Consider the following 24,149-nt stretch of genomic DNA (forward strand, 5'->3'; position numbering starts at 1 on the left):
TTGCCAGGTGAATGTGGGGTTTTGCATCTCAGGGTCTGCTTGAATTGACGCGAAGGGATGCGATAATGTTCGTCTTTGCGCCATCTCGATCTGGTCTGAATCTGGACAGCCCGACCCTTAAGTAGGCTCCGGTGGCAGACCGCGCAGGCTCCAAATCCGCCTCACAAGGGCGAGCACGCTGGCAATCCGTTGCCGCAGTGCTGTTGTTGCAGACCTCACAAAAGGCTGTGGCGATGTAGAGGGGCACCGATCGTTTTTCGTTAGAGAAATTCGGAAAGGTTCTTTCAATCATGGACATGTCTCCTGCGGACATCAAGCGCGCCGGCACGGCCGACGCCCACACCCAATCCCCCTCCGGCGAGATCCTCAACGGGTCCGACATCCTTGTGCGCTGCCTCCAGGCAGAAAACGTCAAGTACATGTGGGGCTACCCCGGTGGCGCGGTGCTCTACATTTACGACGCCCTGTACAAGCAGGACACCATCGAGCACGTGCTCGTGCGCCACGAACAGGCTGCCGTTCACGCCGCTGACGGCTACGCACGCGCCACGGGCGACGTCGGCGTGGCTCTGGTGACCTCCGGCCCTGGCGTGACGAACGCCATCACCGGCATCGCCACGGCGTACATGGACTCCATCCCCATGGTGATCATCACCGGCCAGGTGCCCACGCCTGCGATCGGCCTGGATGCCTTCCAGGAGTGCGACACCGTCGGTATCACCCGCCCGATCGTCAAACACAATTTCCTCGTCAAGGACGTGGCCGACCTGGCTGCGACCATGAAGAAGGCCTTCCACATCGCCCGCACCGGTCGCCCCGGTCCTGTGGTGGTGGACGTGCCCAAGGACGTGTCGCTCAAGACCACCGCCTTCCACTACCCCGAGACGGTGGAAATGCGCTCGTACAACCCGGTGCGCAAGGGCCACGGCGGCCAGATCCGCAAGGCCGTGCAACTGCTGCTGACGGCCAAGCGTCCCTACATCTACACCGGTGGCGGTGTGATCCTGGGTGAGGCTTCCAAAGAACTGCGCGAATTGGTTGACATGCTGGGCTACCCCAGCACCAGCACCCTGATGGGCCTGGGTGCCATCCCCGCATCTGACAAGACCTTCCTGGGCATGCTGGGCATGCATGGCACGTACGAAGCCAACATGACCATGCAGAACGCCGACGTGGTGATCGCCGTGGGCGCCCGCTTCGACGACCGCGTGATCGGCAACCCCAAGCACTTTGCCCAGGTCGAGCGCAAGATCATCCACATCGACATCGACCCCTCGTCGATCTCCAAGCGCGTCAAGGTCGACATCCCCATCGTGGGCGATGTGAAGGACGTGCTGCTGGAAATGATCTCGCAGATCAAGGAGTCGCCGCTCAAGCCTGACCAGAACGCGCTGGCCGCGTGGTGGAACCAGGTCAACGAGTGGAAGAAGCGCGAGTGCCTGAAGTACAAGACCTCGACCGAGGTGATCAAGCCTCAGTCCGTGGTCGAGAAGCTGGCTGAGCTGACCAAGGGCACCGACTACTACATCACGTCGGACGTCGGTCAGCACCAGATGTTCGCCGCGCAGTACAGCAAGTTTGAAGAGCCGCGTCGCTGGATCAACTCCGGTGGCCTGGGCACGATGGGTGTGGGCCTGCCTTACGCCATGGGCATCAAGCTGGCCAAGCCGGACGCCGATGTCTTCTGCATCACGGGCGAAGGCTCGATCCAGATGTGCATCCAGGAACTGTCGACCTGCCTGCAGTACAACACGCCGGTCAAGGTGCTGTCGCTCAACAACCGCTACCTGGGCATGGTGCGCCAGTGGCAGCAGCTGGACTACGGCGGCCGCTACTCGCACAGCTACATGGATGCGCTGCCCAACTTCGTGAAGCTGGCCGAGGCCTATGGCCACGTGGGCCTGCTGATCGAGCGCCCCGAGGACGTGGAAGGCGCGCTGCGCGAAGCCATCAAGCTCAAGGACCGCACCGTGTTCCTGGACATCCGCACCGACCCGACGGAAAACGTCTGGCCGATGGTTCAGGCCGGCAAGGGCATTTCCGAGATGCTGCTGGGTTCCGAAGACCTGTAATTCACAAAGGCCCGGCTTGAGCGGGGCAGGGTGCAGTCAGGCGCTTGCCGGTGCCTGACTGACGACCTTGAACGCACCTGCCGGGATCAACGCTAAAACCGATACCTGTCGCACTACGTGGCCACGGCCCCTGGGTTACCGCCCTCTGGCTAAAGAGCCCGCAAGGACGATCTTTATGAAACACATCATTGCCCTTCTGGTCGAGAACGAAGCTGGCGCGCTGTCGCGCGTGGTGGGCCTGTTCTCCGCACGCGGCTACAACATCGAGAGCCTGACGGTCGCCACGACCGAAGACCCTTCGCTGTCGCGCATGACCATCGTGACCACCGGTTCGGATGACGTGATCGAGCAGATCACCAAGCACCTCAACCGCCTGATCGAAGTCGTCAAGGTCGTGGACCTGTCCGAAGGCCCTTACACCGAGCGTGAGCTGATGCTCATCAAGGTGCGTGCCGTGGGCAAGGAGCGCGAAGAGATGAAGCGCATGGCGGACATCTTCCGCGGCCGCATCATCGACGTGACCGACAAGACCTACACCATCGAATTGACTGGCGACGCTGCCAAGCTCGATGCCTTCATTGAAGCCATCGACCGCGCCGCCATCCTTGAAACCGTGCGCACCGGGACCAGCGGGATCGGGCGCGGCGAGCGCATCTTGCGCGTCTGACTCACCGCAGTCTCTTTTCTCTTCCCGCTATTCCTGAATCCCTTGCCTGATTCGTTCAGGCATTCAACAGTTTTTCCGACGGAGATACAAACATGAAGGTCTATTACGACAAGGACGCCGATCTGAGCCTGATCAAGGGCAAGAACGTGGCCATCATCGGTTATGGCTCGCAAGGCCATGCCCACGCTCAAAACCTGCGTGATTCGGGCGTCAACGTGACGGTCGGTCTGCGCAAGGGTGGCGCTTCGTGGTCCAAGGTGGAAGCCGCCGGCATCAAGGTCGCTGAAGTCAATGACGCCGTGAAGAACGCCGACGTCGTGATGATCCTGTTGCCCGACGAGAACATCCCCGAGGTGTACAACAACAACGTCGCCCCCAACATCAAGCAAGGCGCCACGCTGGCTTTCGCTCACGGCTTCAACGTGCACTACAACCAGGTCGTGCCCCGCGCTGACCTGGACGTGATCATGGTCGCCCCCAAGGGCCCTGGCCACACCGTGCGTTCCGAGTACCTCAAGGGCGGCGGCGTGCCTTCGCTGATCGCTGTGTACCAGGACAAGTCCGGCAAGGCCCGTGACATCGCCCTGTCCTACGCTGCTGCCAACGGCGGCACCAAGGGTGGCGTGATCGAAACCAACTTCCGCGAAGAAACCGAAACCGACCTGTTCGGCGAACAAGCCGTGCTGTGCGGTGGTGCTGTCGAGCTGGTGAAGATGGGCTTCGAGACGCTGACCGAAGCTGGTTATGCGCCTGAAATGGCCTACTTCGAGTGCCTGCACGAGTTGAAGCTGATCGTTGACCTGATGTACGAGGGCGGCATCGCCAACATGAACTACTCGATCTCGAACAACGCCGAGTACGGCGAGTACGTGACGGGTACGGAAGTGATCAACGAGAAGTCGCGCGAAGCCATGCGCAACGCTCTGAAGCGCATCCAGACTGGCGAATACGCCAAGATGTTCATCCAGGAAGGCAAGACGAACTACCCGAGCATGACCGCTCGCCGTCGTCTGAACGCCGTGCACCCGATCGAGACCGTGGGTGCCGAGCTGCGCGCCATGATGCCTTGGATCGCCAAGAACAAGCTGGTTGACCAGTCGAAGAACTGATCCATCTGCCGGGCCTGGCCCGGTGGGATGATCGTTTGAATGAAAGCCGCCGGGGTGTGCAAGCCTCAGGCGGCTTTTTTCTTGGCGCCTGGCCTCACGGGGGCCTCCCAATGCAAGGTGCCGCACAGCTGGTCCATCAGCGGCAGCACGATGTTGAAGTTGTGCGTGTGCATGAGGTCGCGGCGGTGGTGCAGGCGGTGCAATTGGCGCATCTCGCGCAACCAGGGCAGACTGGTCAGCCAGTGGTCTTCCCGCAGGTGGTGGCAAGTGTGGAAGAACTCGTACAGCAGGTAGCCCAGCGTGGCATGGGCGCCGTAGATCCAGGCCACGTTGGCGTTGACGGTGGTGCTGATCAGCCAGATGGATGGCGCGACAAACGCCAGCAGGTACACCACGATCAGCCAGGGTGGGAACAGGATCACGCGCCAGTCTTGCCATTGCTCGTAGCTCATGGCTTGTTCACTGAAAAAGCTGTGGTGATCGCCCGTGTGGCGGGCGTAGAACAGGGCGGCCCAACTGCGCTTGTGGTGGCCCAGTTCGCGGTGCACCAGGTAGACGGCTGCGTTGAAAACGAGCAGGCCGATGGGCGCGGCCAGCCATTGCCAGGGCTGGCTGTCGTGGACCTGGCTGAGCAAGCCAACATAGGCCGCCAGGCCCAGGCCAAACACAAATGCCGCATGCAGCAGCGCGCTGTAGTGGGGGCTTACCTGGGTTCGGTAGCGCAGACGGAAGGCCTGGGTTGCGTCACGCATGTCGAGCCTCCTGTGTCGGACTGGATCAGGGGGTGCTGGCTGCGGCTGGCTTGTCTGGCACAGGTGTTGCCGTCCAACCGCCACCAATGGCTTTGTAGAGTAGCACGGTGGTCATGGCGCGTGCTGTCTGCGCCTGGATGAGCTCGTCTTCTCGTTGCAGCGCGCTGAGGCGCGCCTCCAGCACGGGTTGCAGCAGGCCGGTGCCTTCGTCAAACAGCTTTTGCGCGTGCAGGGCACCATCGGCAGACGTGCGCCAGGCCGTGGTCAGCTGCTGCGCGCGCTGGTCCAGTGCATGGCGTGCGCTGTAGGCGTTTTCGACATCTTCCAGCGCGGTGAGAACGGCTTGTTCGTACTGCGCCGCTGCAGCATCCAGCCGAGCGTCGCTGGCCTTGATGTTGGCCTGGATGCGGCCGCCTTCGAAGATGGGCAGCTTCACCCCGGCGCCCCATGCCGTGAAGCTGGAAGAGGCCGAGGGCAGGCTGCCGATCTCCAGGTGCCCATCGTTGGACAGGAAGCCCAGGTAGAACTTGGGCAGCACCTCGGCCTTGGCGCTGCCGAGGCGGGCCGCCATGGCGCGAACCACGTTGGCGCTGCCTCTCACATCCGGGCGGCGCTCCAGCACGTCGGAGGGCAGGATGCCGGGCAACTTGTCGGAGATGGCGCTGGCGTCAGCGGGGGCGCTGGCGGTGGGGCGGGGCAGGGTCTTGAGTGCTTCAGGCGCTTGCCCGGTCAGCACGGCCAGGCGGCGCAGTCGGGCGCCCAACAGGCTTTCCAGCGGGGCCTGCATGGCGCCCAAAGCCTCTACGGCGGCCTTGCTGCGGTCGATGTCATAGCGGGTGGCCTGGCCAGCGTCGAAGCGGCCTTGTGCATAGCGTTGAAGGCGCTGGGCCGTGGTGATGCTGCGCGCCAGCACGTCCATGCGGCGCTCCAGGCTGCGGGCTTCGATGTAGTTGCTGGCAATGTCACCGGCGACCATCATCTGGGCGCCGTGCAGCTTTTCTTCATAGGCCAGCGCGGCCTGGCGTGCGGCTTCTGCATCGCTGCGGCGCGAGCCGAAGATGTCCACCTCCCAGGCAGCGGCAAAGCCACTGCCGTTGAACGAGCTGATGGGGACGTTGACCGGCGGCAGGTTGATCGGAATCGGCAAGGGCACCGTGGGCGGGCTGACATCGTTGAACTTCTGCCGGCCGGTGGCGCCATAGGCCATCAGCGTGGGGTAGAGCGCGGACTCGGCGGTGGTGACCACGGTGCGGGCTTCACGAACGCGGGCAACGGCGGCGCGGATGTCGGGGTTGGCGGCCAGGCCCTGGTCGATCAGCTGGATCAGCGTGGGGTCCGGGATGGTGTGCCACCAGGCGGCAATGTCAGTGCTTGTTGCCGCGTCAGGGCTGGATGCCGTGGGCGCGTGATCGAAGGCCTTGGGCGTGGCCATGTTGGCGGGCACATCCACCTTGATGGTGGTGCACGCACCGAGTGTCAGGCACAGCATGGCCGCGAGGCTGCATGCACGCAGGGCCGGTGTGGGGATCATGAAGGGCTCACGAGGCATGCTGTTCATTGAAGGTGCGCGACAGGGTCGAGCCGGTCCTGGGCTTCGGACAGCAGCACGGCCAGCGCTGTGGAGGCCACGCGGGTGCGTGGGCTGTCGGCCTTGTCGATCAGGATCACCGGCACCAGGCTGCCGAGCACGATGCTGGCCACGTCGGCGTCAGCCAGGAAGCTCAGTTGCTTGACGAGCATGTCGCCGGTTTCGAGGTTGGGCACCACCAGCACATTGGCCTGGCCAGCCACGGGGGAGTCGGGGTTCTTTCGTTGGGCCACATCGGGGTTGATGGCGGCGTCAAAAGACAAGGGGCCGTCAACCAGCCCGCCTGTGATCTGGTGGCGCTCGACCATCTTGCACAAGGCTGCGGCATCCATGGATGAGGGCAGCGCGCTGGTGACGGCGTCGGCTGCCGACAGGATGGCCACGCGCGGCTCGTCGAAACCCAGGATGCGGGCCAGGTCGATCGCGTTCTGCACGATGTCGCGCTTGGTCTCCAGCGTTGGCTGGGCATGGATGGCCGCATCGGTCACGATGAAAGGGCGAGGGTAGTCGGGCACATCGGCCACATAGGCGTGGGTGAGTTCGCGGTGCTGTCTCAAGCCACCCTCGCGCGCGGTCACGGCCTGGAGCAGGGCGTCGCGAGTGATCTGCCCTTGCATGATGGCGGCCACATCGCCTTCGCGGGCCAGGGCCACGGCCTGCCAGGCTGCGGACGCGGCAGAGGAGGCCTCTTCCCACTCGCAGCCTGACAGATCCAGGCCATGCGCTTGAGCCAGGGCCTGCACGCGCTCACGAGGGCCAATCAGCAGGGGCTGGATCAGGCCGCAGCGGGCGCCATCCAGCGCGGCCATGAGGCTGTCGACCGAATCCGGGTAGACCACGGCGCAACGGATGGCGGCCAGCGGCTTGGTCAGGGCCATCAGCTGCGCAAAGCGTTCATGCCGATGCAGGTGCAGCTCAGGCAGACGCTGTGCCTCGCGCTGAACCTTCACGGCCGGCGCCATGACTTCGGCTTTGCCGGTGATGACGGGCTTGCCCAACTGGTTGCTGCACATGCAATCGAGCAGCACCATGTTCTTGTCGCGCTTTTCCTTGACCGTCACGGTGACGGTGATGACGTCTCCCAGGCCCACCGGCCGCACAAAACGCAATTGCTGGCCGACGTAGATGGTGCCGGGCCCGGGCAGCTTGGTGCCCAGCACGGTCGAGATCAGCGTGCCGCCCCACATGCCGTGTGCGATCACCTTGTGGAAAGGCGTGTCACGTGCGTAGGCCTCGTCCAGGTGCGCCGGGTTGACGTCGCCGCTGAGGATGGCGAACAGCTCGATGTCGTCCTTGGTCAGCACGCGCGTGAGGGATGCGCTGTCACCGACCTTCAACTCGTCGTAGCAGCGGTTCTCCAGCAGGACTGGTGTGTTGGCAATGGGGCTCATGTCCCGGCTCAGTTCATTGTTCGTGCACGTATTCACCGGGCGCATCGGCCAGCTTCTTTTTCTGGTTGGGCAAGCCCATGCGCGGGGGGGCGATCAGCCCGCTGGAGTGGCCCACCAGCCAGTTTTCCCAGGCCGGCCACCAGGAGCCTTCCTGGTGCGGCACCTCGGCCTGCCAGCGCTCGGGTGCGATGTAGCGCTCTTCGGGTGTGCGGCGGCGCAGCTGGAAGTGGCGGTTGGGATGCCCCGGCTCGCTGACGATGCCAGCGTTGTGGCCGCCACTGGTGAGCACGAAGGTGATGTCCAGCGGCAGCAGGTGCAGCTTGTAGACCGACTTCCAGGGCGCGACGTGGTCGCTGACCGTGCCCACTGCAAAACAGGGCACGCGGATGTCGGTGAACCAGATGGGCGCGCCATTGACCTCGTAGCGGCCGGTGGCCAGGTCGTTGTGCAGGAAGAGCTTGTGCAGGTATTCGGAATGCATGCGGGCGGGCATGCGGGTGGTATCGGCGTTCCAGGCCATCAGGTCGTTGGGCTTCTCGCGCTGGCCAAGCATGTAATCCTTGAGCGCGCGTGACCAAATCAGGTCACTGGTGTGCAGCAGCTTGAAGGCGCCGGCCATCTGCGAGCCTTGCAACACACCTTGCTCGGACATCATGGCCTCCAGCAGGTTGACCTGGCTGTGGTTGATGAACAGCAGCAGCTCACCGGCTTCGGTGAAGTCACCTTGTGCGGCAAACAGCGAGATGGACGCGAGGCGCTCATCGCCGTCTCGGCCCATGGTGGCGGCCGCGATCTCCAGCATGGTGCCGCCCAGGCAGTAGCCCACGCTGTGGATCTTGCGCTCGGGCAGGATCTGGCTGATGGTGTCGATGGCGGCCATCACGCCATCGGCGCGGTAGGTCTCCATGCTCATGTCGCGGTCGACCGAGGTCGGGTTCTTCCACGAGATCATGAACACGGTGTGGCCCTTGTCGACCAGGAACTTGACCATCGAGTTGTGAGGCGACAGATCCAGGATGTAGTACTTCATGATCCAGGCCGGCACGATGAGGATGGGCTCGGCATGGACCTTCTCGGTGCTGGGGCTGTACTGGATCAGCTCGATCAAATGGTTGCGGAAGACGACCTTGCCAGGCGTGATGGCCACGTTGTCGCCGGGCGTGAAAGCCTCCACGCCAGCGGGGGGCAGTTTGTGCACGATGCGGTGCAGGTCATCCAGCCAGTTGAGCGCGCCCCGGAACAGGTTCATGCCGTGCTCGTCCGCCGTGGCCTTGACCACGTCCGGGTTCATCCAGGGCACGTTGGACGGCGAGAACACGTCCATCCATTGGCGGGCGGCGAACGTGGCCACGTCTTCGTGCTTGTGGCTCACGCCGGGCACATCGCGCGTGGCGCGGTCCCAGGCACGTTCCATGACCTGGAAGGTCTGTGCGTACAGGTTGTAGGGCCAGTGCTGCCAGGCGGCAGAGGCAAAGCGTGGGTCAGTACAGCAGATGCCGCTTTGCCGATCCGGCTGCATGATGTTGGCCGCCGCTTCCTGCGCATCCTCCAGCGTGCCCTTGACCACATCGAGTTGTTTGCCCGGCGAGATGGCCAGGTGCGACAGCCAGTCCAGGTACACCAGCATGCTGTGGATGGGGGAGACGCCGCCCATCATCTGACCCATCTTGCCCTGGGTGTGGCGGTCGATCTTGTGGACCAGGTCCTGCCATTGTTCCGAGGGTGTCGGGAGCGTCTGAGTTTGTGCCTGTATCTGGTTGCTCATGTGGGTCACCTTGTTTGTCGTTATGTCAGCCTTGTCGGGCCAGCATGGAACGGAACCTTGTCAGGGCGATGAAAAGGAACAGCACACCGGCGGCAGCCACTGCCAGCAACTCGGGCCAGACGATGTCCAGCCCGGCACCACGGTACAGCACCGCCTGCGTCATCTTCACGAACTGTGTGGTGGGCGATACCTGAACGATACGCTGAATCAGCAAAGGCATGCTCTCGACCGGCGTCGCAGCGCCAGACAGCAGGTACAGCACCACGTACACCGGGGCGGCCAGCAAACCGAACTGTGGCATGGACGAGGCCAGCGTGGCCAGCAAGATGCCCAGGGCCGTGACGGCAAACAGGTACAGCGCCGTACCTGTGAGGAACAGCGGCACCGAGCCCAGCAAGGGCACGTGCAGCCATTCATGCACCACCAGCCACAGCGACAGGCTCACTGCCAGCAGGATCACGCCGCCATTGGCCAGGATCTTGGCCATGGCGATCTCGCTGGGGCGCACCGGCATGACCAGCAAATGCTCGATGGTGCCGTGCTCGCGTTCACGGATCACGGCTGCCCCTACCAGGATGATGGCCAGCACGGTCACATTGGTGACGATCTGCATGACGGATGTGAACCAGTGCGACTGGTTGTTCGGGTTGAACAGCACGTGCATCACCGGTGGCGCCGGCAGCATGGACTCGATGCCTTGCTGGTGGAAGAAGTCCAGCAACTCTTTCAGGAAGATCTGGTTGAGGTAGACCACACCCAGGCCGGCCTGCGTCATGGCGGTGGCGTCCACCGTGACCTGGATCGCGGGCGCGCGCCGGGCCAGCACATCGGCCTCGAAGCGCGGCGGGATGTCGATCACGAAGATGACGTCGCTGCTGTCCAGCGCCGGGCCGGCTTGCTGGTGGGTGATGTCGCGCGGCGGCTTGAAGTAGGGCGGGCGAATGGCATCGCGCAGTCGGCGCGACAGGGCCGAGTTGTCACTGTCGATGATGCCCACCGAGGCGTTGGCCACCTCCGCCTTGACGCCCTTGGCGGTGCTGTAGATGGCCACGGTGAAGGCGAAGATGATCAAGGCCATCAAGGGGACGTCGCCAAACAGGCTGCGCAATTCCTTGTTGGCCAGGCGGGCCACATTGCGGGTCCATTGCCATGCAGGCTTGTACATGGTCAACCCTCCTGCTTTCTGACCAGCACGCGTGCCAGCCCCAGGTACAGCAGGCCGAAGCCCATCAGTGCGGCATACATGGGCAGGAAGCTGCCAAAGCCCAGGCCTTTGGTGAAGGCGCCCAGGCTGATCAACTGGAACCAGGACGCCGGGAAGCCCTTGCCCACCCACAGCGCCGAGCCGGTCAAGGTGGACACCGGGTAGAGCAGGCCGGAGAAGTTCACCGACGGGATCAGGCAGATGATGGCCGAGGCAAATGAGGCGGCCACCTGTGTCTGCAGAAACGCCGAGATCAACAGGCCCAGCGCCGTGGTGGCGAACACGAAGGTCAGGGCACCCAGGGTCAGCGCGAAGAAGTCGCCTTTCAGGGGCACCTGCAGCAGCACGATGGTGAGGAACACCAAGGTCAGGAAGCTGGCCATGGCCAGCGCGATGTATGGCAGCTGCTTGCCCAGCAGGAACTGGCCCACGCTGGCGGGTGAGGCGTACAGGTTGATGATGGAGCCCATCTCCTTTTCGCGCACCACGCCCAGCGCCGTCAGCATCGCGGGGATGATGATCAGGCACAGCATCAGCAAGCCAGGCGTGGAGGCATAGATGCTGCGGAACTCCTGGTTGTAGGAGAAGCGCGGCTCCAGGCTGGCGGGCAGGGTGGGGGGCACCAGGCCAGGCTGCTCCTTGGCGAAGCGCATGGCGTGTTCCATCACGATGCCGGTGGCGTAACCACGCACGTTCTCGGCCGTGAAGGGGCCGGCACCATCGATGTAGAAGGCCACCTCGGGGTGACGCCCGCCGATCAGGTCGCGGCCGTAGTTGGGCGGGATCTCGACCACCAGGGATACATCGTGAGACTGCAGCGCCCGGTTGATGTCGGCCATGTCGCGCAAGGGCGGGTGTTCTTCGAAATACCGCGAGCCAGCGAAGTGTTCGATCAGCTGGCGGCTGTCGTAGCTCTGGTCATGGTCCAGCACCGAGAAGGCCACGTGCTCGATGTCGAACGAGATGCTCCAGGCCGCCGTCACCAGCAGGATGATGGGGCCCAGCAGGGCAAAGGTCAGGCGGATGGGGTCGCGCTTGAGCTCCATGGCTTCGCGCCGCGCGAAGGCCCAGGTGCGTGACAGCCACAAGAGCAGGCCGATGTGCTTGGCATGGGGCTGCGCTTCGCCTTGTGGCGCGTTGACAGAGCGGTCGGGCTCCACCGCGGGCGCCTGGGGTGCGGCTTTGACAGTGGCGGCAGCCTGCGCAGCCTGCACGGTGTCATCCGCTTCTTCCAGGTAGGCGATGAAGGCGGTCTCCAGCGAATCCGCCTGTTTGCTGTCACGCAAGGCCCGGGGCGAGCCCACGGCCAGCACGGTGCCGCGGTGCATCAACGAGATGCGGTCACAGCGTTCGGCCTCGTTCATGAAGTGCGTGGACACGAAGATGGTTACGTGCTCTTCGCGCGACAGCTTGGCCAGCTGGCGCCAGAACATGTCACGTGCGGCCGGGTCCACGCCCGAGGTGGGTTCGTCCAGGATCAGCACCTCGGGGCGGTGCAGGCACGCGGCAGCCAGTTGCAGACGCTGGCGCATGCCCAGTGAGAGCTGCATGGGCTTGGCGTCAGCATGGTCGACCAGATCAAAGCGCCGCAGGCCATCTTCGATGGCGGCTTCGGCGGCCGCGCCTTCCAACTGGTAAAGCCTGGCGTGCAGCGTCAGGTTCTGGCGCACGCTCAGCTCTTCGTACAGCGAGAAGGCCTGCGACATATAGCCCACCCGCATGCGCGTGCTCAAGTCATGGGCATCGATGGGCTGGCCCAGCAACATGGCCTCGCCTTCGCTGATGTCCAGCAAGCCCGTCAGCATCTTCATTGTGGTGGTCTTGCCGCAGCCGTTGGAGCCCAGAAAGCCGAAGATCTCGCCTCGCTCGATGCGAAAGCTCACGTTGTTGACGGCAATGAAATCGCCAAAGCGCCGGGTGAGGCCTTTGGCTTCGATGGCGGGTGGCCCTTCCGTGGCTTCGCGTGGCGGGATCACCAGTGCCTCACCACTGCCGCGCTTGTCGGGGGGCAGCATGGCGATGTAGGCCGCCTCCAGCGTCTTTTCGGGCGTGCGTGCCAGCACAGCCTGCGTATCGTCGAAGACCAGGATGCGGCCTTCGTCCATCGCGACCAGGTATTCAAAGCGCTCGGCTTCTTCCATATAGGCGGTGGCCACTATCACCGTCATGCCTGGGCGTTCCCGGCGCAAGGTTTCCACCAAGGACCAGAACTGGCGACGCGACAAGGGGTCCACGCCCGTGGTGGGCTCGTCCAGGATCAGCAGATCCGGGTCATGCACCAGCGAGCAACACAAGCCGAGCTTCTGCTTCATGCCGCCCGACAACTTGCCGGCCGGCCTGTCGCGGAAAGGGGCCAGGCCCGTGGCATCCATCAGGCGCTGGATGCGGGCTTCGCGCTCCGCTGCGCCCTGGCCAAAGAGCCTGGCGAAGAAGTCGATGTTCTCGGCCACGGACAGGGTGGGGTAGAGGTTGCGGCCCAGGCCCTGGGGCATGAAGGCCACACGTGGCGCCAGTTGCGCCCGGTTGTCGGCCTGGGCGATGTCCAGCCCGAGCACCTCGACCTGGCCATGCTGAAGGCGCTTGACGCCTGCGATGATGGCCAGCAGCGTGGACTTGCCCACGCCATCGGGCCCGACCAGGCCGATGGTCTTGCCCGCGGGCAAAGCCAGGTTGACGTGGTCCATGGCGCGTGTGGCGCCATAGGTGTGGCCCAGATCCGTGATGCGCACGGCCAGATCCTGGCGGGCATCCACGGTGGGGGCGGCTTGAGGCCGGGTCATGTTGCTGGCCTCGTGTCAGTTCTTCGCAGTGTCCACCGGCGGCAGCTTGACGGCCAGGTTGTCCGGCCACTTCACCGACTTGTCGGCGCGCACAAAGCCATAACCTGTCAGGCCCGCCTTCACGTAGGACGCGTACTGCATGGCCACCTCGGTGGGCACCTTGAGTTTGACGCGGTAGACCAGCTTGTCACGCTCGGAGGTCGTCTCCACATACTTGGGCGTGAACTGCGCCTCAGCCGCCACGAACGACACGCGCGCGGGAATGGTGAACTGTGTGGCCGCATCCAGCACGATGCGGGCCTCGTCGCCCACCTGCAGCTTGCCGGCGATCGAGGTGGGCAGGAACACCGTCATGTGCACATTGGAGGTGTCCAGCAGCGTCGCCACGCGCCCGCCGGACGGGATCACCGAGCCGGGTTCGACCACGCGGTATTCGATGCGGCCATTGACCGGCGCGCGCAGGCTCATGTCTTCAATGGCGATGTCCAGCCGCTTCATCTGCGCTTCGGCTTCGGACCGTGCCGCCGTGGCCTCGCCAATGGCCGCAGTGGCCACCTGCACACCGGCATTCTCGCCATCGCGCTGCGCTTGCCTGCGCTCGACTTCGGCACCAGATACGAGCGCGTCCTGCTTCAGCTTCGTGGTGTGATCCAGCTCCAGCTGCGCGATGCGGGCCTGCACCTTGCGGACCTCGGTCTCGGCGGACGCACGCGCCATGGCCTGGCTGGCACGCTGGCGAGCGGCCTCCACGGCGGCGCGTTGTGCGACCAGCTCGGTGCTGTCCTGTCGTGCGATCAAATCGCCTGCCTTGACCAGATCCCCTTCGTTGACCGGCAGTTCAATGATGCGCCCAGGGTATTTGGCGGCGATCTCGATGCGTTCGACCTCCAGCCGGCCATTGCTGCGGATCAGGCCTGCGGGGATCGGGTCGCGGTGGCTGTTGACCCACCAGGCCACGCCGCCCGCGGCACAGATGACAGCGGCCAGGATCAGCCAGGGGGTGGTTTTCTTGCTCATGGCGTGGAAGACAGGTTGGCGGCGCTCAGCAACTGGGCGCGAAGCGTCGGTGTGAGTACGTCCAGCAATTGCTCGACGCGCTGAGGGGTGATGGCGTCCCAGTCGAGCCGGCGCATCAGCACCGAGTCTGCAAGACGCAGGCAGATGAATTGATGAATCAGAAAAAAAGACAGGGTGCGCACATGAAAGTCCTCAGGGGCGCGTTGCATGATGCGCGCCAGCACCTGGTTGAGGCAGCACTGCACGGGCTCGACCACCTGTGCAAACACGCGCTCGAAGGCTTCACCGTGCTCGGCCTGCGCCCGCAGGAAGAACTGCACCCAGCTGGCGGGCACCTTGTCGGCCAGCAGCAAACGCGTTTCGTCCAACAGGAAGCTGACCATCAGATCGATCAGGCCCGGTGTGTCCGGCGTCTGTGCACTCTGTTCACGCAGCCTGGCCAGTGGTGCTGCCTGCGCCTGTTCGATGAAACTGGCCAGATGCCCGGCTGCCTGGGCGTACAGATCTTCCTTGGTGCCGAAGTAATAAGGAATGGCACCCAGGTTCATGGACGCCGCCTGCGCGATCATCCGTGTCGTGGTGGCGTCAAAGCCATGCCGGCCAAAGAGATCCAGCGCAGCCAGGATCATGCGCTCGCGTGCGTGAGCGCCTCGGCTGGCTTCTGTGGATCGCGGGGAGGGCATGGCCGGTGCGCGCTGAGTGGCGTCTCATGGATCTTGAGTTCAGTCGATCGTATGACTTTTGCATGACGCGAGTTTGATTCGGGTCAAGCTACTTCATGAAGTGATGGTGCGGCGCAGCATGAATGTGGCACCTTCACCGAAAGAGGCCAGCTTGGCCTCGCTGATCTGGTTCGCCGTGCCCCCGACCGGCTCGAAGCCGTGGCGGCGCCAGAAGGGCACGGAGCCCTGCACCGCAATCAGGCCCATGGCCCCCAGTCCCAGCGCCTGCGCCAGCTCGGTTGCCCTCTGCAGCATCAAGCTGGCCAGCCCGGTACCACGTGCATCGGGGTGGATCGCCAGGTCATGCAGGTATAGCCAGTTCGGGTCGGCTGGCCTAGTCCAATCGGGTGAATGCAGCGCGGGCAGCAGATCCCCCTCGATGGGTAGGCAAACCAGATACGCCAGCAGGCCAGAGGGCCCCGGCATGACCCAGCAACTCTCCGGGGCCGCCAGCAACTTGGACGCAAAAGATGCTTTCGGTTCGTTAAATTCAAGGCCGTAGCAGGTGGTTTGCAGGCTGATGACGGCATCCAGATCACCCTCCAGCATGAGGCGGGGTGACTGGTTGATGGGCATCAAAGGCTTCATGGGATTCGGCAAAGTGATGGAACGGGGTATGCGCCAGGCGTGCTGGCATGCCAGATGGCCCTCATCTACCGGGGGATGGTGGAATCCCGAATCAGGGTGGTACTTTTTACGTCAATGCTTACCCTGAGTTTGATGCTTTTGGGCCTCCTTTGAGGCCCTTGGATCCCCGAAGCAGGGGGGGTAGGAAAATCGGCGCGCAGGCAACATTAATCGCACATCAACACCGCTTCGCTCAATAGCAGCAAGCAACACCACTAGGAGCATCGAAATGCAAAAAGCCCTGTCGTTCCGCTCGATCGCTGTCGCAACCGCACTGGTCGCTGCCGGCGCGTCGGCTCACGCCAACCTGACCATCCCCGCCAACAGCCTGGTTGCCAACTCCGTTCAAGCCTTCTCGCAAGAATCCCTGGACGCCTTTGAAGTGGGCGGCGTGACCGTGACCCCCCTGGGCAACGCCACCGCTGTGGACGGCGTGGCTGGCGCCTTCAGCTTCCCCATCACCTCGATCACCATCAACAACCAGCTGAAGATCGCTTCTGGCGACGCCAAGGGCTCTGCGCTGGAAATCTCGCGTATCGCCCGTAACGTGGGCAAGGTCGGCGTCACGGTGGCCAACTTCACCATCAACTACACCACCAAGCAAGTGCTGGCTGACACCACCCCCCTGGGCGGCACCACGACCAAGCAAGCTCCCCTGTACAACTTCAACGTTGCTACGCCCCTGGGCATCAAGTACAAGTTCCCTCTGACCATCACTGGCCACGAAGTGCTGGACCAGCTGACCCTGACGCCTGAAATGAACGCCACGATGAAGTCTGCGCTGGCCCTGACGCCTGTTTTGGCCGCCGCGCTGGATTCCATCACCACCTTCGGCACGCTGACCCAGGACATCCTGGTCAAGCTGCGCGCCAAGCCCGTGTCGACCACGCTGTACGTGCCCCAGTAATTCTCGATCAATCGGATCACGTGGCAGGGGCTCTCCCCCTGCCTCTCTCTCGAGAAGCTCTTTGAGTCCTGCAAACGGTTGTATGGTTTGCAGGACTTGTTTTTTGGCAACGCCGATGGCGTGCGACGCCATGCGTCGGCTTGTTGGTGCAGACTGCGGGCATTCGGGTGCATGTTCGTAGAGGTTTCCCAAAGATGATCACGTATCAACGTTCTAAATCCTGGCAAATGGCGGCTGCGGGGCTGGCGATCGCGGTCGCTGGTGGTGCTACTTATTGGTGGTTTGGACAGAAGGATGGCGACAACCATGACGGTGTCGTGCTGGCCGATCACAAAGGGGCGCCCTCTGGTTGGCTGCAGCCAGGCGTGGGCAATGACGACCCGGTCGCGGCGCTCAAGCCCGCTGTGGCGTCCGATGGCCGCCCCTCCGACATCCAGCCAGATGACTGGACCATCCTCAACCAGGTGCTCGACAAGATGGGCGCACAGAAGTCCGAGGCGACGCGCATCGTGGGTTACCTGCGCTACCAGCACACCTTCGAGACCTGGCAAACCCTGGATGAAACCAAGGACGCCAAGAAGCGTCAGCGCATGGCGCAGGCCTTGCTGAGCGAGCTGCCAGATCGTCTGGCCGGTGGTGAATTCACGCCCATTGAAGCCAATCTGATGAGTGCGGTCCTGCTGGCCGACGTCGAGACAGACGAGGCCAGGCGCAACCAGCGCCTGGAAGAGCAGCAGGCCAAGCTCAACGCCATCATGCCGATGAGCGAAGACGAGCAGCAGATGCAGGCCAAGAACCGCCAGATCGAACTCAAACGCCGGCAGGCCACGGCTTTTGCCGAATGGCAGGCCAAGACCAATCCGGCCGAGCGCACCCAGGCCAAGCTGGAGCAAGCGATGGAAGAGGTCCGCCGCGCCTACAACAGCGGTGAGTTCTGAGCATCGGGTGCAACCTGATTGGGTTAGGTATTTGTGCTGGGTGCTTGGTAGAACCCCTGAGAAAACCCCCGCAAACATGCTAGGTGGCAACCCTAGGTTTGCGGGTTTTCTTCACGCTTTTCGTCACCCTTCCCCCCGAGGCGAGGGGGCTTGGGGAAAACGCGGGTGGGGCACCATTCTTACTACACCAACACGCCTTGCACGACGCAAGCAAACCGACCCGATTAGGAGTTCTCGAGATGCGTTTTTCTACCCTGTCCCTGCGCTCTGTTTCCATCGCAGCAGCGCTGGTTGCCGCCACGGCTTCGGCTCACGCCAGCCTGACGATCCCCACCAACGCGCTCGTGGCCAACTCGGTGCAGAAGTTCTCTTCCCTGGCCATGGATGCTTTCGGCCTGCAGGCCGTGTCGGTCAGCGCGCTGGGTAACGCCACGGCCGTGGGCGACGCCGGTGACACCTTCAACCTGCCTATCACCACGATCACCATCGGCTCCGGCCTGAAGATCGAAAAGGGTGATGCACGTGGTTCCGCTCTGCAGTTCGGCCGCACCTTCAAGGGCGTGGATTACGCTGTCACGCTGGCCAACTTCACCATCAACTACGTGAGCAAGCAAGTGCTGGCCGACGTGTCCATCAAAGGCACCGCTTCCACCACCGCCAGCCGCGTGGTTCAGCAAGCCATCTACAACTACAACACCGAGGCCCCCCTGGGCATCAAGTACAAGTTCCCCCTGACCATCACGGCTCACGAGGTGCTGGACAAGCTGTTCCTGACGGAAGAAACCAAGGACTCCTTCATGCTCGGCCTGAAGTTGCCTTCGTACAACCGCGCTGTGCTGGACGATACCGACTTCGGCACCCTGACGCAGGACATCGTCGTCAAGTTCCGCAGCAAGCCTGTGTCGATGACGCCCTACGTGCCCGCTCCCTGAATCGAATCGAGATTGATCTCTCCTTGTGCGTGCAACGCACCTGACTGAGTTCAGGTCGCCGAGCACGTTTCCCCTGCGTGGGGTGCAGCCTGCAGAATCCGGGTCTTCAAGCCTGGTGTTCTGCAGGCTGTTTTGTTTTGCGATAGTTTACGAAGCGGCAAGGCTGTTCTTGTCAGCCCCGGTGCTGCCGGGGGCGTTGTGGATTGCAGGCTTGTTGCCGGCGCCGCGAGGTATCGACCACGCGGGGCACCGTACTAGGGGTGTTGATGTCTTCTGTGAACTGGATTTGGCGCATGGCCCGTCGCTTCGGCGTGGTGGCGTTGTCGCTGGGGCTCACCGCTGGTCTGGGCGTGCCGCTGCCGGCTTGTGCCGCCAGCGAGGCCCGTATCCCGACCCTGGAGGGCCAGCAGTTCGAGCGCACCATGGGGCTGGCTGACCGCAACTTGCGTCTCAATGGCCTTGGCTTGCGCGGCGTGGCCTGGGTCAAGGCCTTCGTCGCTGGCTTGTACTTGTCTGCGCCGAGCAAGGATGCCGCCCAGATTCTGGCCATGCCTGGGCCCAAGCGGATTCGGCTCAAGATCATGCTCAACGCACCCAGTCATGAATTGACCCGCTCCCTGGTCGGTCGCATCGAGGACCATGAGTCGCAGGCCGTGCGCGACAGGCTGGGTGATCGCCTCACTGGGCTGGCGTCCCTGATCGACAGCGTGGGCGACCTCAAGCCCGGCGATACGCTGGATCTCGACTTCATTCCCGACAAGGGTGTCAGCCTGCGCCTCAATGACAAGGTGGTGGGCCAACCCGTCTCTGGCGACGACCTCTACCGCTGCGTGCTCAAGATTTTTGTAGGCGACCACCCGGTGGACCGTCGCATGAAGGAAGGCCTGCTGCGTGGTGGCTACTGACTTGGTGACAGACCCCCACCTGGATCGCTTTGTCGATGCCATCTGGCTGGAAGATGGCCTGAGCGCCAACACCCTGGCGGCCTACCGGCGCGATCTGCAAGGGCTCGGTGCCTGGTTGCTTGAACACGCAGAGGGGCGTTCGCTGGTGCATGCCCGCGAGACTGACCTGCAGGGGTACGCCGCCGCACGGCATGCCGGCTCACGGCCGTCATCCGCGGGAAGGCGCCTGAGCGTGTTCCGCCGCTTCTACCGCTGGGCCCTGCGAGAAGGGCTGTGCGCGGCTGATCCCACGGTGCGCATGGATGCACCCCGGCAGCGCATGCGCCTGCCCGGCACCTTGAGCGAACATCAGGTCGAGGCCTTGCTGGCTGCCCCCGACATCCATGAGCCGCTGGGCCTGCGGGACAGGGCGATGCTGGAATTGCTCTACGCCAGTGGCCTGCGCGTCAGTGAGCTGGTCGAGCTGAAATCCGTCCATGTCGGGCTGAACGAAGGGGTGTTGCGCATCATGGGCAAGGGCAGCAAGGAGCGGCTGGTGCCCTTTGGTGCCGAGGCCGGCGAGTGGTTGCAACGTTATCTGGACAAGGGCCGGCACATGATCCTGGGTAGTCAGGTCAGCGATGCCTTGTTTGTCACCGGCCGAGGTGGCCCCATGACGCGGCAGATGTTCTGGAAGCTCATCAAGAAATACGCCGTGCTGGCAGGCATCACCCAGCCGTTGTCGCCGCACACCTTGCGTCACGCCTTTGCCACGCACCTGCTCAACCACGGCGCCGATCTGCGCGTGGTGCAGATGCTGCTGGGGCATGCGGACATTTCCACCACGCAGGTCTACACCCATGTGGCGCGTGAGCGTTTGCGGCAGTTGCACGCGCGGCACCACCCGCGCGGCTGAGCAATTCAGTCCACCCCGAGCAGAAAGGCGAGTTCCTCGTCCGTGAAGCCCGCGGCCTTGCGCGCGGCTTCGTTGAAGGGTGGGCGCAGGCGAGGGGCCTCGTAGCGTTGCACCAGTTGCGGGTAGAGCGAGACGGCGTCTTCGCCCCGCGCCTGGCACAGGTGGTGAAACCAGCGGTTGCCGATGGCCACGTGCCCCACCTCGTCGCGCAGGATGATGTCCAGAATCTCGACCGCCCGTTGATCGCCCGCTCTGGTCAGCTTGTCCTGGATGAGCGGGGTGGCATCCAGCCCGCGGGCCTCCAGGGTGCGGGGCACCAGGGCCATGCGCGCCAGGATGTCGTCCTTGGTCTTGTCGCACATGGTCCAGAGGCCATCGTGGGCGTCGAAATCGCCGTAGTCGTAGCCCAGCGATTGCAGGTGCGCGCGCAGCAGATTGAAGTGCAGGGCTTCTTCGGCCGCCACCTTCAGCCAGTCACTGTAGAACGCGGCTGGCATGCCGGCAAAACGCCACACCGCGTCCAGCGCCAGGTTGATGGCATTGAACTCGATGTGGCAGATGGCGTGAAGCAGGGCCGCACGGCCTTCCAGGGTAAAGGGTGACCGAGACGGCACTTGCTTGGCTGGGACCAGCAAGGGGCGGGCAGGGCGGCCAGGCATGTGTGCGGCCTGCTCGGGCGTCAAGGCCAATGGCGCCTGTCGATCGGCTTCACTCAGCCAAGGGCCCGTGGCGCCTTGCAGGGCCTCCTGGCAGGCCAGCGCTGCCAGGGCTTTGTCTTGCGGATCACAGATCAGCAGGATCTGCAGGGCTTGGTCTCTCAGGCTCATGCCCGTATTGTGCGGTGAGCCTGCGATGCCCCAGCGATGCCCATGCAATCGCCCGCTGAAGGCCTCGCGATCTGCTGCCCTTGGGCGATCACTCCGCCCAGGTCATCCAGCCCATATTGGCCGACACCAGGATGAAGATGCCAAAGGCAATGCGGTACCAGGCAAAGGGCACGAAGTTGTGGCTGGACACATAACGGATCAGCCAGCGCACGCACAACCAGGCCGATACAAACGCGAAGACCAGGCCCACGCTGAACAAGGGCAGGTCATTCACCGACAGCAGCGCACGTTCCTTGTACAGGCTGTACACGCCAGCGCCGATCAGCGTCGGGATGCCCAGGAAAAAGCTGAAGTCGGTGGCCGCCTTGCGCGACAGCCCCATCAGCATGCCGCCAATGATGGTGGCACCGGAGCGGCTGGTGCCGGGTATCAAGGCCAGGCACTGGATCACGCCCACCTTGAAGGCGTCCATCAGGCTCATGTCGTCCACCGTCTGCACACGTTGCTGCGGGCGTTGGGCTGCAAAGCGCTCCGCAATCAGGATGATCACGCCCCCCAGGATGAAGGTCGTGGCGACCACAGTGGCGGTGAAGAAATGCGCCTTGATCGCCTTGCCAACGGCCAGGCCCATGACCACGGCTGGCAAAAAGCCGACGAACACATTCAGGGCAAAGCGCTGGGCCTTGGGGTCAGAGAACAGGCCGGTTACCGTGTCCTTGACGCGTTGCAGGTAGACCAGGATCACGGCGAAGATGGCGCCCGTCTGGATCGCGATCTCGAAGACCTTGGCCTTGTCGGCGCCGGTGCTGCGCGCAAAGTCCAGCAGGGAGTCCGCCAGGATCAGATGGCCAGTACTCGAGATGGGCAGGAACTCGGTGAGACCTTCCACAATGCCCATCAGGGCAGACTTCATGAACAGCACGATATCCACGTTCGACTTCCCGCTAGCGTCAATTGGTGCGGCATCTTAGGACAGCGTGGCGCAGCGATTAGCCGACCCCGCCCCAGGGACAGGGGGGCTTGTCTAAACTGCGCCACATGTCTGCAGCTTTGAATCCCCACCCTTTACAGAACTTTGCCTGGTCGCCCGACGCTGGCCATTGGCTCAACCGCTTCGTGCAACTGAGCGAGCAGACGCAAGCCCGATGCCAGGTGCCGCTGGGCGTCAACTGGCAGGGTGACCCTTTGCCCATGCCTCGCTGGGTGGCGGTGAACCAGGCGCTGGCCTGCGACATGGGCTGGCCCGAGGGGTGGCATCTGGGTGACGCGGATGGTGCGGCACAGCCGGCGCTGTCGGTGTTCAGCGGCAACGGCGTCTGGCCCGGCATGTCGCCTTTCACGTCCGTGTACAGCGGGCACCAGTTCGGCGTGTGGGCCGGGCAGTTGGGGGATGGCCGTGCCTTGCTGCTGGGCGAGATCGATTCGCCGATGGGGCCCCAGGAGATCCAGCTCAAGGGCGCCGGGGCCACGCCTTATTCGAGGCGCGCGGACGGTCGTGCGGTGCTGCGCTCATCCATTCGCGAGTACCTGTGCAGCGAGGCCATGCACGGGCTGGGCGTGCCCACCACGCGGGCACTGAGCCTGGTGGCGTCGCCCCAGCCGGTGCGGCGCGAGACGGTTGAAACCGCGGCCGTGGTGGCCCGTGTGGCGCCCAGCTTCATCCGCTTCGGGCACTTCGAGCACTTTGCCCACAGCGGTGAGCCTGGGCACCTGGACGCCTTGCAGGCCCTGGTGGACTTCGTGGTCGAGCACCATTACCCGCAAATGGCCGACAAGCCTCATCGTGCCTTGGCCTTGCTGGGTGCCGTGGTGGCGCGCACCGCCGAGCTGATGGCGCACTGGCAGTCTGTTGGGTTTTGCCATGGCGTGATGAACACGGACAACATGTCCATCCTGGGGCTGACCATCGACTACGGCCCCTTCGGTTTTCTGGATGCCTTCGACCCCAATCACATCTGCAACCACTCCGATGACCATGGGCGTTACTCATGGAACAACCAGCCCCAGATCGGCTACTGGAACCTGCGTGCATTGGCCCAGGGCTTGTTGCCCCTGATCCCTGAGGCCAAGGATGACACCCAGTTGGTCATCGACGTGCTGCAAACCTACGAGCAACGCTTCCCGCAGGCCATGCGGGCCCGCTGGCGCGCCAAGCTGGGCTTGCTGACCGAGCAGGAGGGCGATGGCGAGCTGGCCGTGGCCTTGCTGCAGACCATGGCGGCCAGCAAGGCGGACTTCACCATCACCTTTCGCCGCTTGTGCGACTACCGGGCTGACGTGTCACCAGATCACGCCGCCAATGCACCGGTGCGCGATCTGTTCATGGACCGTAACGCCTTTGATACCTGGGCGCAGCGTTATGCCGCACGGCTTCAGGCCGAAGGCAGTGTGGATGCCGAGCGCGCGCAACGCATGCGCCGGGTCAACCCGGTCTACGTCTTGCGCAATCACATGGCGGAGTTGGCCATCCAGCGTGCGCAAAAGGGGGACTACAGTGAGGTGCAGCGCTTGCATCAGCTTCTGCAAAGGCCGTTCGACGAACAGCCCGGCGCCGAGGCTGACGCAGGTTTTCCGCCCGAATGGGCCCAGGCCATCGAGGTGTCTTGTTCATCATGAGCGATTACAAAGTCAAAAAGACGGATGCCGAGTGGCGTGAGCAGCTCGCCCCGATGGACTACCAGGTCACGCGCCAGGCGGCCACCGAGCGGGCCTTCACCGGGCGTTATTGGGATCACTTCGAGAACGGTGCCTACAAGTGCATCTGCTGTGGGGCCAAGCTGTTCGAGTCCGACACCAAGTTCGATGCGGGCTGCGGCTGGCCCAGTTATTACCAGCCCGCTCAGGACGGCATCATCGAGCGCGTCATGGACCACAGTCATGGCATGGTCCGCGTGGAGGTGCGTTGCCAGAACTGTGGCGCGCACCTGGGGCATGTCTTCGACGATGGCCCTCACCCCACGGGTGAGCGCTTCTGCATCAACTCTGCCGCGCTAGACTTCGTGCCGCGCGACGCTTGATCGCGGTAACCCGCGGCCCCGTGCATGGGCTGCC

Annotated in this window: 21 protein-coding genes; 10 read left to right on the forward strand and 11 right to left on the reverse strand. The window is 63.6% G+C overall.

The window, feature by feature from the left end:
* Positions 1–290 precede the first annotated feature (290 nt).
* The 3 genes from JY96_RS19740 (at position 291) to ilvC (ending at position 3,848) form a co-directional block, all read left to right on the forward strand.
* Positions 291–2,072, forward strand: a complete 1,782-nt coding sequence (locus tag JY96_RS19740; protein ID WP_035040007.1) for an acetolactate synthase 3 catalytic subunit — start codon at positions 291–293, stop codon at positions 2,070–2,072.
* Between the two features lie 175 nt (positions 2,073–2,247).
* Complete coding sequence (gene ilvN, locus JY96_RS19745) at positions 2,248–2,739, forward strand: acetolactate synthase small subunit (RefSeq protein ID WP_035040008.1); 492 nt, start codon at positions 2,248–2,250, stop codon at positions 2,737–2,739.
* Between the two features lie 92 nt (positions 2,740–2,831).
* The gene (gene ilvC, locus JY96_RS19750) at positions 2,832–3,848 is read left to right on the forward strand and encodes a ketol-acid reductoisomerase (RefSeq protein WP_035040010.1); all 1,017 of its coding nucleotides are present in this window, start codon (positions 2,832–2,834) and stop codon (positions 3,846–3,848) included.
* A gap of 65 nt (positions 3,849–3,913) precedes the next feature.
* Here ilvC and JY96_RS19755 read toward each other — a convergent pair whose 3' ends face one another.
* The 9 genes from JY96_RS19755 to JY96_RS19795 form a co-directional block, all read right to left on the reverse strand.
* Positions 3,914–4,600, reverse strand: coding sequence for a sterol desaturase family protein (locus JY96_RS19755; RefSeq protein WP_035040012.1), 687 nt, complete (start codon positions 4,598–4,600; stop codon positions 3,914–3,916).
* Between the two features lie 25 nt (positions 4,601–4,625).
* Positions 4,626–6,158: an efflux transporter outer membrane subunit gene (locus JY96_RS19760; protein ID WP_052162779.1), complete on the reverse strand. Its 1,533-nt coding sequence runs from the start codon at positions 6,156–6,158 to the stop codon at positions 4,626–4,628.
* Complete coding sequence (locus JY96_RS19765) at positions 6,155–7,579, reverse strand: bifunctional enoyl-CoA hydratase/phosphate acetyltransferase (protein WP_035040013.1); 1,425 nt, start codon at positions 7,577–7,579, stop codon at positions 6,155–6,157. Before JY96_RS19765 ends, JY96_RS19760 begins: the two co-directional genes overlap by 4 nt.
* 13 nt (positions 7,580–7,592) lie before the next feature.
* The gene (locus tag JY96_RS19770; protein WP_081961469.1) at positions 7,593–9,344 is read right to left on the reverse strand and encodes an alpha/beta hydrolase; all 1,752 of its coding nucleotides are present in this window, start codon (positions 9,342–9,344) and stop codon (positions 7,593–7,595) included.
* A 25-nt stretch (positions 9,345–9,369) separates the two neighbouring features.
* Complete coding sequence (locus tag JY96_RS19775) at positions 9,370–10,509, reverse strand: ABC transporter permease (RefSeq protein WP_035040015.1); 1,140 nt, start codon at positions 10,507–10,509, stop codon at positions 9,370–9,372.
* Positions 10,510–10,511: 2 nt separating this feature from the next.
* Positions 10,512–13,328, reverse strand: coding sequence for a ribosome-associated ATPase/putative transporter RbbA (gene rbbA / locus JY96_RS19780; RefSeq protein WP_052162780.1), 2,817 nt, complete (start codon positions 13,326–13,328; stop codon positions 10,512–10,514).
* 15 nt (positions 13,329–13,343) lie between these two features.
* Positions 13,344–14,345 carry an HlyD family secretion protein gene (locus JY96_RS19785; protein WP_035040016.1) on the reverse strand — a complete coding sequence of 334 codons (1,002 nt, stop codon included), beginning with the start codon at positions 14,343–14,345 and terminating at the stop codon, positions 13,344–13,346.
* Positions 14,342–15,028 (reverse strand): CerR family C-terminal domain-containing protein, encoded by a 687-nt coding sequence (locus JY96_RS19790; protein ID WP_081961471.1) that lies wholly within the window; start codon positions 15,026–15,028, stop codon positions 14,342–14,344. Before JY96_RS19790 ends, JY96_RS19785 begins: the two co-directional genes overlap by 4 nt.
* A gap of 93 nt (positions 15,029–15,121) precedes the next feature.
* Complete coding sequence (locus tag JY96_RS19795) at positions 15,122–15,643, reverse strand: GNAT family N-acetyltransferase (RefSeq protein ID WP_235333992.1); 522 nt, start codon at positions 15,641–15,643, stop codon at positions 15,122–15,124.
* A gap of 280 nt (positions 15,644–15,923) precedes the next feature.
* Between JY96_RS19795 and JY96_RS19800 the strand changes: the two genes are divergently transcribed.
* The 5 genes from JY96_RS19800 (at position 15,924) to xerD (ending at position 20,271) form a co-directional block, all read left to right on the forward strand.
* Positions 15,924–16,601, forward strand: a complete 678-nt coding sequence (locus tag JY96_RS19800) for a hypothetical protein (RefSeq protein ID WP_035040020.1) — start codon at positions 15,924–15,926, stop codon at positions 16,599–16,601.
* A gap of 194 nt (positions 16,602–16,795) precedes the next feature.
* Positions 16,796–17,539: a hypothetical protein gene (locus tag JY96_RS19805; protein ID WP_152606591.1), complete on the forward strand. Its 744-nt coding sequence runs from the start codon at positions 16,796–16,798 to the stop codon at positions 17,537–17,539.
* A 239-nt stretch (positions 17,540–17,778) separates the two neighbouring features.
* A complete protein-coding gene (locus JY96_RS19810; RefSeq protein ID WP_035040023.1) occupies positions 17,779–18,471 on the forward strand; it encodes a hypothetical protein in 693 nt (230 codons plus the stop codon).
* Between the two features lie 293 nt (positions 18,472–18,764).
* Complete coding sequence (locus JY96_RS19815; protein ID WP_052162782.1) at positions 18,765–19,376, forward strand: chalcone isomerase family protein; 612 nt, start codon at positions 18,765–18,767, stop codon at positions 19,374–19,376.
* A gap of 4 nt (positions 19,377–19,380) precedes the next feature.
* A complete protein-coding gene (gene xerD, locus JY96_RS19820) occupies positions 19,381–20,271 on the forward strand; it encodes a site-specific tyrosine recombinase XerD (protein ID WP_235333993.1) in 891 nt (296 codons plus the stop codon).
* Positions 20,272–20,276: 5 nt separating this feature from the next.
* Here xerD and JY96_RS19825 read toward each other — a convergent pair whose 3' ends face one another.
* On the reverse strand, positions 20,277–21,098 hold the full coding sequence (locus JY96_RS19825; protein WP_035040028.1) for a ferritin-like domain-containing protein: 822 nt from the start codon (positions 21,096–21,098) through the stop codon (positions 20,277–20,279).
* A gap of 88 nt (positions 21,099–21,186) precedes the next feature.
* Positions 21,187–22,029 (reverse strand): undecaprenyl-diphosphate phosphatase, encoded by an 843-nt coding sequence (locus tag JY96_RS19830; RefSeq protein WP_035040031.1) that lies wholly within the window; start codon positions 22,027–22,029, stop codon positions 21,187–21,189.
* 107 nt (positions 22,030–22,136) lie between these two features.
* Between JY96_RS19830 and JY96_RS19835 the strand changes: the two genes are divergently transcribed.
* Both JY96_RS19835 and msrB read left to right on the forward strand, forming a co-directional pair.
* Positions 22,137–23,714: a YdiU family protein gene (locus JY96_RS19835; protein ID WP_052162783.1), complete on the forward strand. Its 1,578-nt coding sequence runs from the start codon at positions 22,137–22,139 to the stop codon at positions 23,712–23,714.
* A complete protein-coding gene (gene msrB, locus JY96_RS19840; RefSeq protein WP_035040033.1) occupies positions 23,711–24,115 on the forward strand; it encodes a peptide-methionine (R)-S-oxide reductase MsrB in 405 nt (134 codons plus the stop codon). Before JY96_RS19835 ends, msrB begins: the two co-directional genes overlap by 4 nt.
* Positions 24,116–24,149: the final 34 nt, after the last annotated feature.

The sequence above is a fragment of the Aquabacterium sp. NJ1 genome, assembly GCF_000768065.1.
Lineage (GTDB): Bacteria > Pseudomonadota > Gammaproteobacteria > Burkholderiales > Burkholderiaceae_C > Aquabacterium.

Coding starts and splice junctions, on each gene's coding strand:
- JY96_RS19775 (WP_035040015.1), bottom strand. CDS start 10,509: ATGTACAAGCCTGCATGGCAATGGACCCGCAATGTGGCCCGCCTGGCC.
- JY96_RS19795 (WP_235333992.1), bottom strand. CDS start 15,643: ATGCCCATCAACCAGTCACCCCGCCTCATGCTGGAGGGTGATCTGGAT.
- JY96_RS19825 (WP_035040028.1), bottom strand. CDS start 21,098: ATGAGCCTGAGAGACCAAGCCCTGCAGATCCTGCTGATCTGTGATCCG.
- JY96_RS19835 (WP_052162783.1), top strand. CDS start 22,137: ATGTCTGCAGCTTTGAATCCCCACCCTTTACAGAACTTTGCCTGGTCG.
- JY96_RS19755 (WP_035040012.1), bottom strand. CDS start 4,600: ATGCGTGACGCAACCCAGGCCTTCCGTCTGCGCTACCGAACCCAGGTA.
- JY96_RS19805 (WP_152606591.1), top strand. CDS start 16,796: ATGATCACGTATCAACGTTCTAAATCCTGGCAAATGGCGGCTGCGGGG.
- ilvC (WP_035040010.1), top strand. CDS start 2,832: ATGAAGGTCTATTACGACAAGGACGCCGATCTGAGCCTGATCAAGGGC.
- msrB (WP_035040033.1), top strand. CDS start 23,711: ATGAGCGATTACAAAGTCAAAAAGACGGATGCCGAGTGGCGTGAGCAG.
- ilvN (WP_035040008.1), top strand. CDS start 2,248: ATGAAACACATCATTGCCCTTCTGGTCGAGAACGAAGCTGGCGCGCTG.
- JY96_RS19815 (WP_052162782.1), top strand. CDS start 18,765: ATGGCCCGTCGCTTCGGCGTGGTGGCGTTGTCGCTGGGGCTCACCGCT.
- JY96_RS19760 (WP_052162779.1), bottom strand. CDS start 6,158: ATGAACAGCATGCCTCGTGAGCCCTTCATGATCCCCACACCGGCCCTG.
- rbbA (WP_052162780.1), bottom strand. CDS start 13,328: ATGACCCGGCCTCAAGCCGCCCCCACCGTGGATGCCCGCCAGGATCTG.
- JY96_RS19785 (WP_035040016.1), bottom strand. CDS start 14,345: ATGAGCAAGAAAACCACCCCCTGGCTGATCCTGGCCGCTGTCATCTGT.
- JY96_RS19790 (WP_081961471.1), bottom strand. CDS start 15,028: ATGCCCTCCCCGCGATCCACAGAAGCCAGCCGAGGCGCTCACGCACGC.
- JY96_RS19770 (WP_081961469.1), bottom strand. CDS start 9,344: ATGAGCAACCAGATACAGGCACAAACTCAGACGCTCCCGACACCCTCG.
- JY96_RS19810 (WP_035040023.1), top strand. CDS start 17,779: ATGCGTTTTTCTACCCTGTCCCTGCGCTCTGTTTCCATCGCAGCAGCG.
- JY96_RS19765 (WP_035040013.1), bottom strand. CDS start 7,579: ATGAGCCCCATTGCCAACACACCAGTCCTGCTGGAGAACCGCTGCTAC.
- JY96_RS19800 (WP_035040020.1), top strand. CDS start 15,924: ATGCAAAAAGCCCTGTCGTTCCGCTCGATCGCTGTCGCAACCGCACTG.
- JY96_RS19740 (WP_035040007.1), top strand. CDS start 291: ATGGACATGTCTCCTGCGGACATCAAGCGCGCCGGCACGGCCGACGCC.